Here is a 15,849-nt window from a genome sequence, read left to right as displayed (position 1 = left end):
CTTATATGTATATTGTATGCAATTTAAATGAACGAGCGAAAATGCTCAGACATGGCTATCTATGCCATTTTCTAACAACACCGCCTTTACAGCGGCCAAATCAGCCAAAGCACTGCCAACTGATTTGTATAAAGTAATGACCTCATCGTTTTGACGTCCTGAGATTTGTTGGGCGCAAAGCTGCGGTAATTCCCCTTTGATATCGTCTGACGTGAATACGCCCTCTTGAATTGGAATGAGAAGATCGCCCGCTTCGGCTAATACATTAATACGGCTATCAACATACACCTGTGCTCGTTGCACTGCTTCGGAGTCACATTCACGCTTGTCCAAGTCATGATTACCGACCAAATCAATATGGGTGCCCGGCTGCACGTCTGCGCCATTAAACAAAGGCTCTGCTGATGCAGTAATACAGCTGATGATGTCAACGTGTTTGATAACGTGGTCCATTTTTTCTACGACTGAAACGCGAAACCGACGCTCATCAGGAAGCGACTGATACTCTGAAGATGACACAATGGCATCTACCGTCGCCTCGGCTTTATCTGAGTTACGCCCCCAAATATAAACCTGCTTAAGTGGGCGAACCGCAGCGTATGCCCACGCAAAATAAGGCGCAAGATTGCCCGTTCCGCAGATCAACAGACGATCAGCATCGGGACGCGCCAAATAGTCCGCTGCCAACGCAGAAGCTGCGGCGGTGCGCCAAAACGTTAAAACTTTACCGTCCACGAGTGCGAGCGGCTCACCATCGTTTCGTCTAAAAACAAGCAGCTTAGATGCAAGCGTATCTTTGCCTTGCTCAGGGTTATGCGGGAAATACGTAAAGGCTTTCACCGCAATCAACTCCTGGTTCCAAGCTGGAAGTAGCGCAAACGCCTCGTATTCTCCCTCTTCTAAGGGCATGACTCGGCGTTGAGGTATTGTTGCTGGCCGCGAGTACATTTCACGCATCGTTTCAATAAGAGACTTCATTGTTAAACATTGCGCGACTTGCTGTGCTTCGATGACTTTCATCATTTCTCCGAAAACATAAATACAGTTGAGGAAAGTACGGAACCTCGCTTATGGATGAAAACTCGACCCCACACACAAATTAACGCCTAGTTAAGCAGCCAGGTATTGAACTCTTCATTGAGTTCATCCGCGTAGTCTGACCACCATTCATCGTTAATCAGGAAGGCGGTTTGGAAGTTTTGAGGTGCGGTAGGAAGGTTCGCTAAAATGTCTGGGTTCACCTCCGCCGAAGACGACTTACGCGTAGGCCCATAGGCAACGTACTTAGCTTGATCAGCTAATGGTTTTGTTCCTGAAGAAAAAGCAATGAAGTCCAATGCAAGCTTTGTGTTCTCACTCCCTTTAGGTATCGCCCATCCATTCATGTAACCCATTTGACGGTCCCATATAATCCGAAATGGTTGACCTTCATCCTTACGGGCATTGTGGATTCGGCCGTTAAACGCCGAGGCGATCACCACTTCTTTGTCTGCAAGCATTTGAGGTGGCTGGGCACCTGTTGTCCACCACAGTACTTCTGATTTGATCGTATCCAACTTAGCAAAAGCACGCTCACGCCCCGCTTCGGTTTCGAGCAGGCTGTAGACCTCTTCTGGCTTTACACCATCAGCCAATAGTGCCCACTCAAGATTGCCCTGAGGTTGTTTTTGCAATGCACGTCGACCTGGAAAAGTTTTTAGGTCAAAAAGATCGGTCAACTTGCTTGGCAAAGCCTTACCTTTAAACGCGTCTTCGTTCACCGCTAATACAGTGGACACTACGATGGTATTGATTGCGCACTCGTGAATCGCACCATCAATAAAATCCTCTTGTGCTGGTGTTCCATCTGCGCCCGGAGGCAAAATACTTGGGTTCACTGGTTCTAGTAACCCTTCGGCGCAACCACGAACAATGTCTGGCTTGTCGAGAGAAACCAAATCCCAGCGCACGTTGTTCGCTTCCACCTGTGCTTTAATTTCAGCTAATCCGCCGCTGAAATCCTCGGATACGATCTCAACACCTGTTTTTTTAATGAAAGGCTTATGATATGCCTCCACTTGGCTCTTGGTGAATGCACCACCCCAAGATACGACCGTCAATTTGTCTTCAGCATAAGCAGAGGCCCCCAACAGCATTCCTGAAATCAACAGCGCCAATGGTGCTTTGGTCATTCGTGACATGTTTTACTCCTTTTGGTTGTTTTTCTGGAGGCATCCGAGTACGGCTGTTGGACACCATTTTTGTTAAAATTAAGTTAACATTAGCATTTAATATATTTTATACAATATTTAATATTAAATTTTTCAGGCGAATCGTTGTAATGAAAAAGGTGATAGATCAATCGATGTCGGCTTTCCTTCGATAAGCTCTAAAAGGAGATCTGCCGTAATCGCCGCTTGAGTTAATCCAAGGTGTTGGTGGCCAAATGCCAGTAATACATTTCCATCCCAAATGCTATCAATAACCGGTAACGAGTCGACTGTTGAAGGCCGATTACCCATCCACTTTTCTCCTTGCTTGAGTGGATTTAACTCCGATTCAAACATCTCATCACCTAACTGAAAAAGCATTTCTGAACGTTTCATATTGGGTGGTGATTCTACATCGGCATACTCAACAGTGCCTGCCAAGCGTAGCCCGCCAGACATCGGAGTCATGATGAATTTTCTATCGGCAGAGCTAATAGGAAATGGCAGTACATCACGCTTGTCATCCACCATTAGGTGATAACCACGCTCGGCTTGAATAGGCACTTTGACTCCGGTTAGCTGCCATATCAAAGGCTTAGAATGTACACCAGCGGCAACAATGATTCGGTCAAATGAATGTGTTTGAGACTCAACCAACACATCACCATTTTTCTCCAACGCAGATACACCTTTTTGTAAAATCTTACCGCCAAGAGCTTCAAAAGCTTCACTTAGCTCAACACAGATCTGATAAGGGTCTAGCGTATGTCCTGTATCGGGAAAAAAGACGCCGACACGAACCTTATGGCTGAGATCAGGTATCCGCTTTCGAATCGCCTCTTGCGTCCAAACTTGATACGCCACACCGTTTTTGGCCAGTGAGTTAAGCGTACTTTGGTAGTCTTTAAACAGTTTCTCGTTTTCAAAAGTGAGCAATGAACCATTCATTTTTATTAGATGCGCTTTTCCGATTGAATCAAGCACGCCACGCCAACTTGCCACTGACCGCTCGTTAAGAGTTTTAATCGCGTTTTTTGCCTGCTCCGCGGCTGATGGCTTTGTTTGTAATAGAAAACGAATCATCCACCCGATAGTGCTTGGAATATCTTGCCAACGGATCGAAACCGGACTTTTGGGATCTAGCAGCATTTTAGGTAATTGTGGAAGCAGCGCTGGCGTTGCAAGAGGGAAGATTTGCTCAGTCGCGATATGACCTGCATTTCCCTTAGAGCATCCATTCCCCACGCCATTGGGATCAAAAATTGTGACTTGATAACCTTGCTGCTGCAACTTCAATCCAATTGATAAGCCAATAATCCCCGCACCTATCACGGCGATCCTTTCCTTTTTTGTTTCATCCTTGACCAACATAAATATGCTCCGAGTCACACTTGAAAACGTAGATTGTATACAATATATTTTACATTACGTTAACATCACTATTGTTTAATTCAACCATTTTTTCAGCAAGGAGCGAAAAATGAGACAAGGAACTTTTTTCTGTATTGATGCCCACACCTGCGGCAACCCAGTTAGGCTGGTCGCAGGCGGTGTGCCTCCACTCGAAGGCAATACCATGAGCGAAAAGCGCCAATACTTTCTTGAGCATTATGATTGGATTCGTCAGGCACTCATGTTTGAGCCTCGCGGACACTCAATGATGTCGGGGTCAGTTGTCTTGCCTCCTTGCAGCGATAACGCAGACGCTTCAATTCTGTTTATTGAAACCAGTGGCTGCTTACCAATGTGTGGCCACGGCACCATTGGAACCGTCACTACCGCTATCGAGAATCGCCTTATCACTCCCAAAAAAGAAGGCCGTTTGATACTTGATGTCCCAGCAGGACAAATCGAAGTGCACTACCAAACAAAAGGTGACAAGGTCACGTCAGTGAGGATATTTAACGTACCAGCTTACCTTGCCCACCAAGACGTAACCGTGGACATAGAGGGCTTAGGTGAGCTCACTGTCGATGTTGCTTATGGCGGAAACTATTACGTAATCGTCGATCCTCAAGAAAACTATGCCGGACTTGAACACTACTCTCCAGATGAAATTTTGATGCTTTCACCAAAAGTTCGCGAAGCGGTATCTCGAGCGGTTGAGTGCGTACATCCAGAAGATCCAACAGTATGCGGTGTTTCTCACGTGCTATGGACCGGAGAGCCCACTCAAGAAAACGCCACCGCTCGAAATGCTGTGTTTTACGGCGACAAAGCGTTGGATCGCTCGCCATGTGGTACGGGTACTAGTGCACGCATGGCGCAATGGCATGCAAGAGGCAAACTCAATCAAGGAGAAGACTTTATTCACGAAAGTATCATCGGCAGCCTATTTCAAGGACGTATAGAAGGCATTACCGAAGTGAATGGCAAAGCCGCTATTTTGCCAAGTATTGAAGGATGGGCACAAGTATACGGTCACAACACAATATGGGTAGACGATGAAGACCCATATGCGTACGGATTTGAAGTGAAGTAATAAGGATAGTAAGGAAGAATGATGAACCCACAAGAACCAACCACTTTTTACGCAGTCAACGCCTTTACTGGTGAGCCTCTACCTATTGCGTTTCCGGTACATGGAGAGCAAGAAGTTAATCAAGCCGCCTCAGCCGCCCAAAACGTTGCGCGTGAGTTTCGCCAACTAAGCAATGCAAAGCGAGCGAGCTTACTTTGCTCTATCGCCTCTGAATTGGAAGTGAAGAGTGAAGAAATCGTTGCTCGTGCTCATTTAGAAACTGCCCTTCCCGAAGCACGTTTAAGCGGTGAAATAGGACGTACAGCGAGCCAATTAAGACTATTTGCCGAGGTTGTGAGCTCGGGTAATCACCATCAAGCAATTTTCGATACGCCAAACCCAGACCGTCAACCACTGCCGAAACCAGATATTCGTCGTCAGCAAATCGCAATTGGCCCTGTCGCCGTGTTTGGTGCGTCTAATTTTCCGCTCGCATTTTCTACGGCAGGTGGTGATACGGCTTCGGCACTGGCAGCTGGCTGTCCTGTGATTGTAAAAGGCCATACCGCCCACCCTGGCACCAGTCAACTTGTTGCAGAGTGTATTGAGGCTGCACTTGAGAAAGAGTGCTTACCGCAAGCCATCTTCACGCTATTGCAAGGCAACAAACGCGCACTTGGCCAAGCACTCGTTACCCATCCAAAAATTAAAGGGGTTGGGTTTACAGGTTCCGTCGGTGGTGGCCGTGCGCTGTTCAATCTAGCTCAGCAAAGACCAGAGCCAATCCCCTTCTATGGTGAACTAGGGGCGATTAATCCAACATTTATTCTCCCTTCAGCCATACGAGCAAACGCCTCATTGGCTGAAGAGTTTGTGGCTTCTATGACTTTGGGCTGTGGACAATTTTGTACAAAACCAGGCGTTGTATTTGTCTTGAATAGCCCAGAAACGCAAGCCTTTATCGAAATCGCTCAAGGGTTAATTCGACAACAATCAACGGCCACTTTGCTAACGCAAGGAATCCGAGAAACGTATGAATCCGAAGTGGATAAGCGAGCTTCCGAAACAGGCATTAACGTAACTCGTTCTGAACAAGCAGAAGTGACCAATGTCGCACCAGCACTGTTCGTGACGGACAGTAAAAACTGGCGTAAAAACCCGCAATGGGAAGAAGAAATATTCGGTCCTCAATCGTTGATCGTAATCTGTGAAGATTTCGATGACATGTTGAAACTGAGTGATTCACTGACTGGCTCGCTCACCGCAACCCTTCACGCTACCGCTGAAGACGAAGAACAAGCCAAGCAACTGCTTCCAAGTTTGGAAGAAATCGCCGGACGCCTTGTATTCAACGGTTGGCCAACTGGCGTCGAGGTTGGTTACGCTATGGTTCATGGTGGACCCTATCCGGCTTCAACCAATTCTGCCTCAACATCTGTCGGGGCAGAGGCTATTCATCGTTGGTTGCGTCCCGTCGCTTATCAAGCTTTACCAGAATCTTTATTGCCGGATTCATTAAAAGCGTCGAACCCACTGGGTATTCAACGCGCCATAGATGGCAGTGTGTCCCAATAAAATCACCAAATGGCTCAAAAAGGCATCAACTGATGCCTTTTATTTCACTCTACTTCTCAAAACCTTCTTTCCTAGTTGGTTTGTGCCAGAAAAACAATAAACTACTAAAGTAAAATGGATTGGATACAATATTAATTTCACGGGAGACTTCAATGTCACAGAAACCTGTTTTTAAAACGCGTACTCAGCTCGTTGAGGAAGCAATTCGAACTCAGATCTTGAAGGGCGAGTTAAAAACTGGTCAACCTTTACGTCAAGATGCGTTAGCAAAAGAGTTTAATGTTAGCCGAATTCCTGTGCGTGAAGCGTTAGTTCAATTGGAAGCACAAGGACTCGTTAGCTTTGAACCTCACAAAGGTGCGACGGTCACTGAGCTATCTCCAGAGAAAATCAATGAGCTATTTGAACTGCGCGCTGTCGTGGAATGCCACATTTTAGAGCGCGCGATTCAAAATATGACAGACGCTGACCTTGAACGCGCGCGCGAAGTTCGCGAACGTTTCGAGTCAGTAGTGAACAGTGGCGACGAAGTAGAAGAATGGAGCAACTACAACTACGATTTCCACAAAGCCCTATATGCGCCAGCCAACATGCCTGAAACTATGGACGTCATTTACAACCTGAACACAAAGTGTGACCGATACATACGCATGCAGCTATTGTTTACTACAGGCATTAAAAAGGCAGAAGAAGAGCACTTAAGCTTGTTTGAAATGTGCCAAAATCGCGATATCGAAGGCGCCAAGTACCTACTGAAAAAGCACATTCTAGAAGCAGGCACAGCGATTCGAAACCTGCTGCTTGAAAGGCAAAATATCAGCCAGTAAACGGAATAACGAATAAGGTGATATTCAAGGATGAATGTTGGACCAAAGTTTTTACTTGCAGCGCTACGACAAAAGATTAAAGAAGAAGGGCTTTGCTACAATTCCTTGTCAGAGAAAAGTGGCATCCCTTTATCTAGTATTAAACGCCACCTACATAATCCAGCTTTAGGTTTGGATAAAGTACTTATTTATCTGAACTACCTGAATACCGATCTCATCGAACTCGCAACCTTAGCCAACGAGCTTCAGCACCAAAACGAGCAAATGCTAACAGATGAAGAGAGCGCCCTTTTCGTTGAGCATCCTTATTTACTTGATTTTATTTATATGCTGACTTCTCGTGATATTAAACCGCAAGAGATAGCCCAAACTTACGGACTTTCTGATACAAGCTTACGATTCTATTTGCGTATCGCGGAAATTCTAGGATATGTCGAAAACTTCGGAGACGGCTTGTTTTACCGTTCTGGTCGTCGATTTATTATGGAAGAAGGTACGGCATTAGACACCTTATTCAAAGAGCGATTTCAACAAGATTCGCTTTCTCATGATATCAACCCAGGCGTATGTATAGGTCGCATTAGGCTCACCGAAGAGCAGAAAGTGCAAATAGAGGACGAGCTTTGTAATAAATTAGCGAAACTTAACGCAGTTAACACTTCCAACAATGAAGGTGAACTAACAAATATATTAATGCGCTGCACTCCCGGTGCTCAGATATTTTTCGCTGATGATTTACCTAACATTGACGGAAGCTTATTAAAGCACGTCGCTCAACTCACTAAATTAAGTTAAAGCATCAGATAAATAAATCAAACACCCCCGAGATAACACCATATATCCCTACCAAACTATTGATTCAAAGCGTTTCCTGAATCTAATTCTGATTTTTTATTTAGCAAGCGTCGCTTAGTCAACTAAGAACTTGTCTTAATTTCACACTTATTAATTGTCTTGTTAGCTCTTTTGAAATAGACAGAAAACTTAAGTAATGACTAATTTAGCTTAAGTATAAAAGACAACTTTTTTACGTTATTTACCTCACACTATTTAACTATAAATTTGCAGACGAACAAATTAAATTAATACATTCACCTAGCTAATAAAAACAAAAGCAAAACACATAATTATAATTCTATTATTTATAAGGACATAGAAAAGTGAAATTTAAGTATTCTTTAGCAACGGCAGTCACTCTCGCATTATTACAAGGCTGTGGCGGTGGTGGCGGTGATAGCTCATCACCTACTCCGTCCACTAGCAGTGCAAACGGTCCAACGTGGAAAGTTCATGATTTTAGCCAACCGTCGAAAACGTTTATCAACCAATGTGAAACGCCCCGCGTCGGACTGGACCCATATGACAACTATGCCGCCTATCCAGATAAATTGGGCTCTGCATTACACGAAAAACTCTTTTTAAGAGCTTTTACTAACGAAACGTATCTATGGTATGACGAGGTTCCTGATAATAATCCAGCAAACTACAAAACTGTTACTGATTACTTCAATACGCTGGTCACCTCTGCTACTACCGCGACGGGTAAACCAAAAGATCGCTTCCATTTTACCGTCCCTTATGAGGATGATATGAAATCATCGCAATCCGGTTTAGTTGCTGGATTTGGTTTTAACTGGGCATTCCTACGTGGCGTACAACCTCGAGACGTTCGTATTTCCTACACTGAAGAAGCCTCGCCAGCTGATAGAAGCGGCATTGCTCGTGGTGATAAGCTTCTGAAAATCAATAATATTGATGTGGTTAACACCGGTAGTCAGTCCGACATTGATTTTATTAATAAAACGCTCTTTAACCCTGACATCAATCAAGATTACACCTTCACATTTGAGAGTGTTGGCGGTCTAGAGAAAACCGTGACGCTTACCGCCTCTGATGTCATGACCTCTCCAGTTAAAAATGCCAAAGTGATTACACAAAATGGTATGCGGATCGGCTATCTGCAATACAACTCCTTTGAACCAAGCGCTCAAGCCCCGCTTATTGAGGCGTTCAGTACGCTCTCAGCAGAGAATGTTGACGAGATCGTCGTTGATTTACGTTACAACGGCGGTGGCTTAGTCCTTCAGTCCTCGCAAGTAGGCTACATGCTAAGCGGTGCTGGTCAGAACCGAGTCTTCAGTGAGTTGATTCATAATGACAAAGTGATGCGTACCATTAAAGATGGGGATAACATCTATCGCTTTACGAATCTAGCAATAGACTGGGCAGCACAGAAATATTCGGATCAAGTGCTTCCGACACTGAACAAAAAGCGCGTATATGTGCTGACTTCAGGAGGCACGGCTTCCTCAAGTGAACTGCTAATCAACGCTTTGCGCGGCATTGATGTGGAGGTTATCCAAATAGGTTCAACAACCACAGGTAAACCGTACGGGTTCTCACCAGAACAAAACTGCGGCACTATGTACTACACTATTCAGTTCAAGTCGGCGAACGAGAAAAAATTTGGCGACTTCGCTGATGGTTTTATTCCTACTCCAAAGAGCCAAATCAATACCGAGCTAGGCTTAGACAATAGAGTGGAAGGTTGCTGGGTCAATGACGACCTAACAAAACCATTAGGCGATCCATCTGAAGGTATGCTTTCTGCGGCACTAAACTACATGGAAACTGGAACCTGTCCGCCAGTATCCCCTTCAAGTTTCAACGCCATGCCGCGTAACATTTCATCTCCGGAGTTAAGCGATCTTCGCTCTCCGCTACGAACAGAGGCAATTCATGTTGAGATCAACTAACTTTTTACGAATGCTGATTCGGGTTGCGCTTTTCTTAGGCACTTCGATTTCTTTGATAGGATGCCAAGCTATGTCACAAGAACCCGTTGAAGCATTGAGTAAAAAGAACTCTCCGGAAACAGTCATAGAGATTCAAAACGCGATCGCAGAAATCCAAGGGACACCAGCACCTAGAATCGCAAATAACGTATTTGAATCCTCACCGCATTTGTTGATTGAAAAAGGACGAGTAAAAGGGAACAACAATCAACTGTTGGATGGCAGCTATGCGGATCTTCCAGACCAATATACGTTGCAGATAAGAGGTGAAACCTGTGGCTTGTACTATGCCAAAACAGATACTTTTGTCTCTCTCAGTTCACTAGATTGTGAGCCCATCATTAAGTTTTAGATCTCCCAAAATAGAAGCCCGCTGATATCAGCGGGCTTCCTACTTTATTGTTCAGTGTGAAACGGTCAACGTTACTTGAGTTCAATCCATGCTCTGCGCTGTTGCTTATCCATGTATGACCAAGCTACAAAGCGGCTCACTTTCTGCCCTTGACTCATTTCAACCACACGAACGGCTTTCACACCCAATTTTTCAAGCTGCTTACGCATCGGGCGAACGTTGTCTTTTTTGGATATAAGTGTTGTAAACCACAAGACCTGCGCGGCAAAAGCTTGGCTTTCATTCGCCATTTTTCGGATAAACGCCGCTTCTCCGCCTTCACACCACAATTCAGCGTTTTGACCGCCAAAATTCAACGCAGGTTTACTTGTCTTTACTTGTGCGGTTTGAGGTTTTAGCCCTTTCTTGCGCTGGTTTGCTTTTAGATTATCGATTTTACGCTGGCTGCCCATAGCGGCATCTTCCGCCGAACGGTGGAATGGCGGATTACATGTCGTCACATCATAACGATCATTCGGTTGAATGATACCTCGATAAATATTGGCATCATTGTATTGCTGTACCAGTGCAATTTTTCCCGTCAAAACACGATTGTGCTCTACGATCGTTTGAGCCGATTGGATGGATTTTGGATCGACATCGCTGCCCGTATAGTGCCAACCGTATTTTGTTACACCAACAATCGGATAAATACAGTTTGCTCCCACGCCAATGTCCAACGCTTTCACTTTTTGGTGCGCGTACTGACCTTTTACTTCACCATCAAGTAGTTCTGCCACTCGGTGAATGTAATCAGCGCGGCCCGGAATCGGTGGGCAAAGGTAGGTGTCGGGAATGTCCCAGAACTCGATACCATAATACGCAGCAAGCAATGCTTTATTGAGCATTTTAACAGCATTAGGATCAGAGAAGTTTATGGAGTCTTCCCCTTTCGGATTTTTGATAACGAATGGCTTTAACTGTGGTTCACTTTCCACGAGTTTTTTAAAATCGTAACGACCTCGATGAACATTACGCTCATGCAAACCATTCTTCGCTATTTTTATGAACTCGACTTCGCTCTTTCCTGCAGGCTGCGAGGATTTGCGCGCAACTTTGTCTTTAACACGCTTCGGCTTGGCTTTATTCGCGTCTGTATTCTGAGCCGCCTTTGAAGCCTTTGGCTTTGCTTGCTTCGCGTTGTGATTATTGTTCTTCATTCAAATTCGCTTTTAAATCGAGGTAAATCATAAACAAACGAGCATCAAATTCGAGTTGGTGATACTCAGGCTCCATGCAGCAACATAACTGATAGAACGCCTTGTCGTGGTTTTTCTCACGAGTATGTGCCAACTCATGTACCACCAGCATTCTTAATAGTGGCTCGGGCGCATCTTTAAATACATTGGCAATGCGAATCTCGTTTTTCGACTTAAGCTTACCACCATGGTTTCTACTGATTACACTGTGCAAACCAAGCGCATTGTTTACCGCGTGAATTTTCTTATCGTAGACAACTTTACTGATTGGCGCGGCTTTCTTCATGTAGCGATTTTTGATTGCCATGGCGTACTCATAGAGCGCCCTTTCGCTTTTGATTTGGTGCCTATCGGGATAACGCTTTTCGAACCAAGGAACAAACTTGCCACTCGCTATCAATGAGCTCACCTGCTCTACGATGTTTTGTGGGTAGCCTTGAATGTATCGAAGTGACGGATGCATAGAGTTAACGTCTGTTATGACAAAATAAAGGCGCTCAATATACCTGAGATAAAGGACAGTTTCACCTTAGCTTTCGCCTTTCATTTATGGTGAAAGGCCGTTAAACTTCGCCTCCCAATGATAATGGAGAGAAACTCAATGAAACGTGTCGTCCTTTACGTCAAAGACAAATGCCCTCACTGCAAAGATGCTCAACGTTATCTGGATTCGAAAAATATTAACTATCGTTTGTGCAATGCTAAGATGCAACGCGGTCGCAAAGAACTTGATGCGCTTGGTGCTCGTTCAGTGCCAGTTTTAAAAATTGGTGATCGGGTAATGATTGGCTGGAACCCAAAGAACTTCGAGAAGATGTACAAAGGCGACTAGTGCTCGGACGATGAATCTGCGCTGCGTTTAAACGTAGCGCTTGATAAAGTCGATAAACGTTCGATCTGCTATTGATAAATACCCCTGCTTGCGCCAAGCAAGTGCCAGATCCAGCGTCACTGGTGGTTCAAACGGTAAGCCAACAACGCCCGACTCATGTTGAGTCACCAATTCCAGTAACGCGGTAATCGCAAACTCTTGTTTTACAATACTCAAAATCAAAGGCAGTAAGTTGGTCTCGAATGATGACTTCATGGTAAACCCATGCTCCTCACTCACCTGATCCAAAAATTCGCGGTGAAAATAGCCATGCTGAAACATAACCAAATCGTGTTCAAAGAACTCATCAAAAGTAAGAGCGTGTCGCTGGGCTAACTCATGCTCAGGTGAAACAACTGCGACCATTTGGCTAGTAAACAAATGGTCAGTTTCTAGATCATCAGGCACATTATCACAACTGATCACACCAATATCGAGTTGACCATTGAGCAGCATACGACGAATCGATTGAGTTCCAGCTTCGACCAAGGTCAATTTTAACTCAGGGAATTGGCTTTTAAACGCCATCACAATTCGTGGAAAGAAATAACTGCCCATCATTGATGGCGTCCCTAGTCTTACTTCGCCTTTCGCTAAACCTTTCAACTCATCAATCGCGAGCTGCGCGTCGTGCAACTGTTGAATCACCCGCTTAGCATGTACAAATAACGTTTCGCCCTCTTTCGTTAAGCTGATTTTTTTATCATCACGGCGAAATAGGGTAACGCCCAAAGACTGCTCAAACTTTTTGATAGAAATGCTTAATGCGGGCTGGGCAATATGCAGGGCTTTCGCCGCATGGGTAATGTTTCCGTGTTCAGCGACCGCCAGAAAATGTTTAAGTTGTTTCGATTCCATTAGATCAAAAATATATGGTGTCCATATTTTTAATATATTTTTTTAATTTATAACGAACTGATAGATTGATCACAGTCTCTCCATTTGCTCACATTAGGCAGGATTCATGGTCAGTTTTGGCACACCGGAATACAAACGCATTACGCTCTCGCTAGCGCTTGGTTCCTTCTTGGTTTTTTCAAATTTATACCTACTACAGCCAATGCTGCCCACTTTTGCTCAAATTTTCACGATCTCAGAAACGCAAGTGAACTGGTTATTTGCGGCCTCAACACTCGCTCTCTCTTTTAGCCTCGTTCCAATGGCTGTGTTGTCAGAATCAGTGGGAAGAAAGCCAGTCATGATGGCTGGTCTGTTTTCGATTCCTACCCTTTCCGCTTTGATGCTATTTGGTGACTCATTTCTGTTTTTGGTGGTATGTCGAGCACTGATCGGTGTCGCGCTCGCAGCTTTTGCTGCAGTCGCCGTGGCTTACATGGCAGAAGAGCTCGACAAGCACGCTTTCTCGATGGCAATTGGAACGTACATTGCGGCTAACTCATTAGGCGGTATTGCAGGGCGTATTAGCGGCGGCTTATTGGCGGACAATTTCAGTGTTGATGTCGCCATTGAAGTTATGATGGTGTTCACTCTTCTTGGTGTCATTGGCGTTCACTATTTATTGCCAACACAGCGCAACTTCACCCCGTCATCAAGCAGCTTGCGCCATCAAAATCGTGCGCTTATTGGTCATTTTAAAAACCAACGCGTGTGGTTCGCAATGCTGATAGGAGGACTCAACTTTGCTTTGTTCGTCAACCTTTACTCCGTCATGGGTTTCCGTCTGGTGAGTGAACCTCACAATGTGCCCGTCGGGTTGGCCTCACTGATCTTTATTTGTTACTTGGGAGGGACTTTCTCCTCTCGTTGCGCAGGCCACTGGAGTAAACGTTATTCATCAATCCTCGGTATGTTCTTAGGCGCGATAGTGAGCATGGCGGGGATGTGGATTGCGGCGGTTGAAAGCTTGACTGCAATGCTATTTGGGTTGTTGCTGATAAGTTTTGGTGCCTTCTTTACTCATACCCTCGCCTACGGTTGGGTCGGTCAGAACGCCACTCGCGCCAAAGCCACCGCGACAGCGCTCTACTTAGTACACTACTACGTAGGCGGTAGCTTAGGAGGATTCTTACTTCTTTATTGTTGGCAACATGGTGGTTGGTCGAGTGTTCTTATGGGAGGAAGCGCAGTCTACCTAGCGATGTTTGCTGCAATTGCGTATTTGAAACACATTGCCGAAAGAAAGCATACTGACCAAACACCTGACGCTGCGAGTTTAAAGAGTAGCTAAGGTACGCTCATTTGCGTAATACCTCTCTGGTTACTTGGATAACCAACTCTGCTATGCTTGCGCTACTTTAATAAAAACCAGAAAGTCGTATGTCAACGCGTTCAACACAAAACACAGATATCGAAGCGATCACTCAACAGGTCGATCAATGGCTCAACGATGTAGTAATCGGTCTCAACCTTTGTCCATTTGCTGCCAAGCCGCAACGTAATAAACAAATCAAAATCTTTGTTAGTGAAGCGACTCAAGAAGAAGCGCTTCTAGAAGATATTTTATTGCAGCTGATTGAGCTGAGTAACACAGAACCCGAACAACTTGAGACCACGTTGGTTGTGGTTCCCAACATGCTACAAGATTTCTGGGACTACAACTTTTGCATAGATTGGGTTGAAGGATTAATTAAGCAGCAAAACTGGGAAGGTGTTTTCCAAGTAGCGACTTTCCATCCTGATTACTGTTTTGGCGGCGCAAGGCCTGAAGACGACGAAAACCTAACCAATCGTTCTCCTTACCCGATCTTCCATTTGATTCGCGAAGAGAGTATGGAAAAGGTACTAAAACACTATCCTGATCCTGAATCCATTCCCGATACGAACATCGCTCGTGTTTCCGCCCTTTCAGAGGAAGAACGTAAAAAGCTGTTCCCTTACCTATTTCGTTAAGCACCACCATTCCCAAAGGCAGATTTATCACCAGTTAGATGCAATGCCCTTGGGGTTCAAAGTGCGGTTTGGTATCATTGCCGCTTCAATCGATTCAATGGAAATTAGAATGCAACTGTCAAAGCTAACCCAAGAGATTTTTGATCACTTATACCGTGATATCACCGAGTTCCGTAGTACGTTCGACTTACCAGTCGCAGACGCTGCAAGCCTTGATACGCAAGCAGACACACTACACACCTCTTTGGCGATCGAAGAGCTAACAGAGCTGGCAGAAGCAGATTGTAAAACTGAGCAAGCAGATGCCATCGTAGACAGCGTGTATGTATTAATGGGCCGTCTCGTTCATCTTGGCCACAGCAAAGTAGAAGACAACCTGGCGATCAGCTACTTAATTGATCTTCTATTAAACGTTGCGGTAAACCGTGGTATCGAATTTATTCCTTGCTGGGATGAAGTCCATTCAAGCAACATGAGCAAAGTATGCCGTAACGAGCAAGAGTACTCAGAAACAGAAGCATTCTACGCGGAACAAGGCATCAAGTTGATGGCGGTGCAGAAAGGTGAATACATCATCGCGAAATGCGCCGAAGATTTCGTATCGGAAGGTAAAACCATTCGTAAAGGCAAAGTACTCAAATCTGTTTACTACCGCCCAGCAGATCTAAAACCGTTAACTCAATAAGCGTTG

At 44.9% G+C, this 15,849-nt stretch carries 16 protein-coding genes; 10 read left to right on the top strand and 6 right to left on the bottom strand.

Translation table 11 applies throughout. From position 1 onward, the window contains the following. Window positions 1-45: 45 nt before the first annotated feature. From R7P80_RS05490 to R7P80_RS05480, 3 genes are all read right to left on the bottom strand, one after another. Window positions 46-1,020: an ornithine cyclodeaminase family protein gene (locus R7P80_RS05490; RefSeq protein ID WP_047100696.1), complete on the bottom strand. Its 975-nt coding sequence runs from the start codon at window positions 1,018-1,020 to the stop codon at window positions 46-48. 86 nt (window positions 1,021-1,106) lie between these two features. Then, window positions 1,107-2,180, bottom strand: coding sequence for a polyamine ABC transporter substrate-binding protein (locus R7P80_RS05485; protein WP_017820893.1), 1,074 nt, complete (start codon window positions 2,178-2,180; stop codon window positions 1,107-1,109). A gap of 123 nt (window positions 2,181-2,303) precedes the next feature. Next, a complete protein-coding gene (locus R7P80_RS05480; RefSeq protein ID WP_033905157.1) occupies window positions 2,304-3,560 on the bottom strand; it encodes an NAD(P)/FAD-dependent oxidoreductase in 1,257 nt (418 codons plus the stop codon). Between the two features lie 109 nt (window positions 3,561-3,669). Between R7P80_RS05480 and R7P80_RS05475 the strand changes: the two genes are divergently transcribed. The 6 genes from R7P80_RS05475 to R7P80_RS05450 all read left to right on the top strand — a co-directional run bounded on the left by R7P80_RS05475 (window position 3,670) and on the right by R7P80_RS05450 (window position 10,199). Further along, entirely contained in the window at window positions 3,670-4,671 is a 1,002-nt protein-coding gene (locus R7P80_RS05475) for a 4-hydroxyproline epimerase (protein WP_017820891.1), read from the top strand. Window positions 4,672-4,692: 21 nt separating this feature from the next. Continuing rightward, window positions 4,693-6,225 carry an aldehyde dehydrogenase (NADP(+)) gene (locus R7P80_RS05470; protein ID WP_017820890.1) on the top strand — a complete coding sequence of 511 codons (1,533 nt, stop codon included), beginning with the start codon at window positions 4,693-4,695 and terminating at the stop codon, window positions 6,223-6,225. Between the two features lie 152 nt (window positions 6,226-6,377). Then, window positions 6,378-7,052, top strand: coding sequence for a GntR family transcriptional regulator (locus tag R7P80_RS05465; protein ID WP_047100697.1), 675 nt, complete (start codon window positions 6,378-6,380; stop codon window positions 7,050-7,052). A 30-nt stretch (window positions 7,053-7,082) separates the two neighbouring features. Next, window positions 7,083-7,847 carry a hypothetical protein gene (locus R7P80_RS05460; RefSeq protein ID WP_005377865.1) on the top strand — a complete coding sequence of 255 codons (765 nt, stop codon included), beginning with the start codon at window positions 7,083-7,085 and terminating at the stop codon, window positions 7,845-7,847. A gap of 365 nt (window positions 7,848-8,212) precedes the next feature. Then, on the top strand, window positions 8,213-9,808 hold the full coding sequence (locus tag R7P80_RS05455; protein WP_042521927.1) for a S41 family peptidase: 1,596 nt from the start codon (window positions 8,213-8,215) through the stop codon (window positions 9,806-9,808). Window positions 9,809-9,878: 70 nt separating this feature from the next. Then, window positions 9,879-10,199 (top strand): hypothetical protein, encoded by a 321-nt coding sequence (locus R7P80_RS05450; RefSeq protein WP_052484232.1) that lies wholly within the window; start codon window positions 9,879-9,881, stop codon window positions 10,197-10,199. A 71-nt stretch (window positions 10,200-10,270) separates the two neighbouring features. On the opposite strand, the gene rlmF is transcribed toward R7P80_RS05450, so the two are convergent. Further along, entirely contained in the window at window positions 10,271-11,398 is a 1,128-nt protein-coding gene (gene rlmF, locus R7P80_RS05445; protein WP_170893855.1) for a 23S rRNA (adenine(1618)-N(6))-methyltransferase RlmF, read from the bottom strand. After that, window positions 11,385-11,900, bottom strand: a complete 516-nt coding sequence (locus R7P80_RS05440; protein ID WP_047100699.1) for a M48 family metallopeptidase — start codon at window positions 11,898-11,900, stop codon at window positions 11,385-11,387. Before R7P80_RS05440 ends, rlmF begins: the two co-directional genes overlap by 14 nt. Before the next feature lie 138 nt (window positions 11,901-12,038). On the opposite strand from R7P80_RS05440, the gene R7P80_RS05435 reads away from it, so the two are divergent. Then, complete coding sequence (locus R7P80_RS05435) at window positions 12,039-12,269, top strand: glutaredoxin family protein (RefSeq protein WP_005377871.1); 231 nt, start codon at window positions 12,039-12,041, stop codon at window positions 12,267-12,269. A 27-nt stretch (window positions 12,270-12,296) separates the two neighbouring features. Here the strand turns inward: R7P80_RS05435 and R7P80_RS05430 are convergent, their stop codons facing one another. Then, complete coding sequence (locus R7P80_RS05430) at window positions 12,297-13,166, bottom strand: LysR family transcriptional regulator (RefSeq protein ID WP_005389786.1); 870 nt, start codon at window positions 13,164-13,166, stop codon at window positions 12,297-12,299. Between the two features lie 106 nt (window positions 13,167-13,272). Between R7P80_RS05430 and R7P80_RS05425 the strand changes: the two genes are divergently transcribed. The 3 genes from R7P80_RS05425 (at window position 13,273) to R7P80_RS05415 (ending at window position 15,843) form a co-directional block, all read left to right on the top strand. Further along, entirely contained in the window at window positions 13,273-14,496 is a 1,224-nt protein-coding gene (locus R7P80_RS05425) for an MFS transporter (RefSeq protein ID WP_047100700.1), read from the top strand. A gap of 89 nt (window positions 14,497-14,585) precedes the next feature. After that, a complete protein-coding gene (locus R7P80_RS05420; RefSeq protein ID WP_025766766.1) occupies window positions 14,586-15,158 on the top strand; it encodes a DUF1415 domain-containing protein in 573 nt (190 codons plus the stop codon). A 109-nt stretch (window positions 15,159-15,267) separates the two neighbouring features. After that, window positions 15,268-15,843, top strand: a complete 576-nt coding sequence (locus R7P80_RS05415; protein WP_005377875.1) for a nucleoside triphosphate pyrophosphohydrolase family protein — start codon at window positions 15,268-15,270, stop codon at window positions 15,841-15,843. Window positions 15,844-15,849 lie beyond the last annotated feature (6 nt).

It is taken from the genome of Vibrio sp. 2092 (assembly GCF_033339635.1).
Taxonomy (GTDB): domain Bacteria; phylum Pseudomonadota; class Gammaproteobacteria; order Enterobacterales; family Vibrionaceae; genus Vibrio; species Vibrio alginolyticus.
This window is presented reverse-complemented; position numbering and strand designations above follow the sequence as displayed.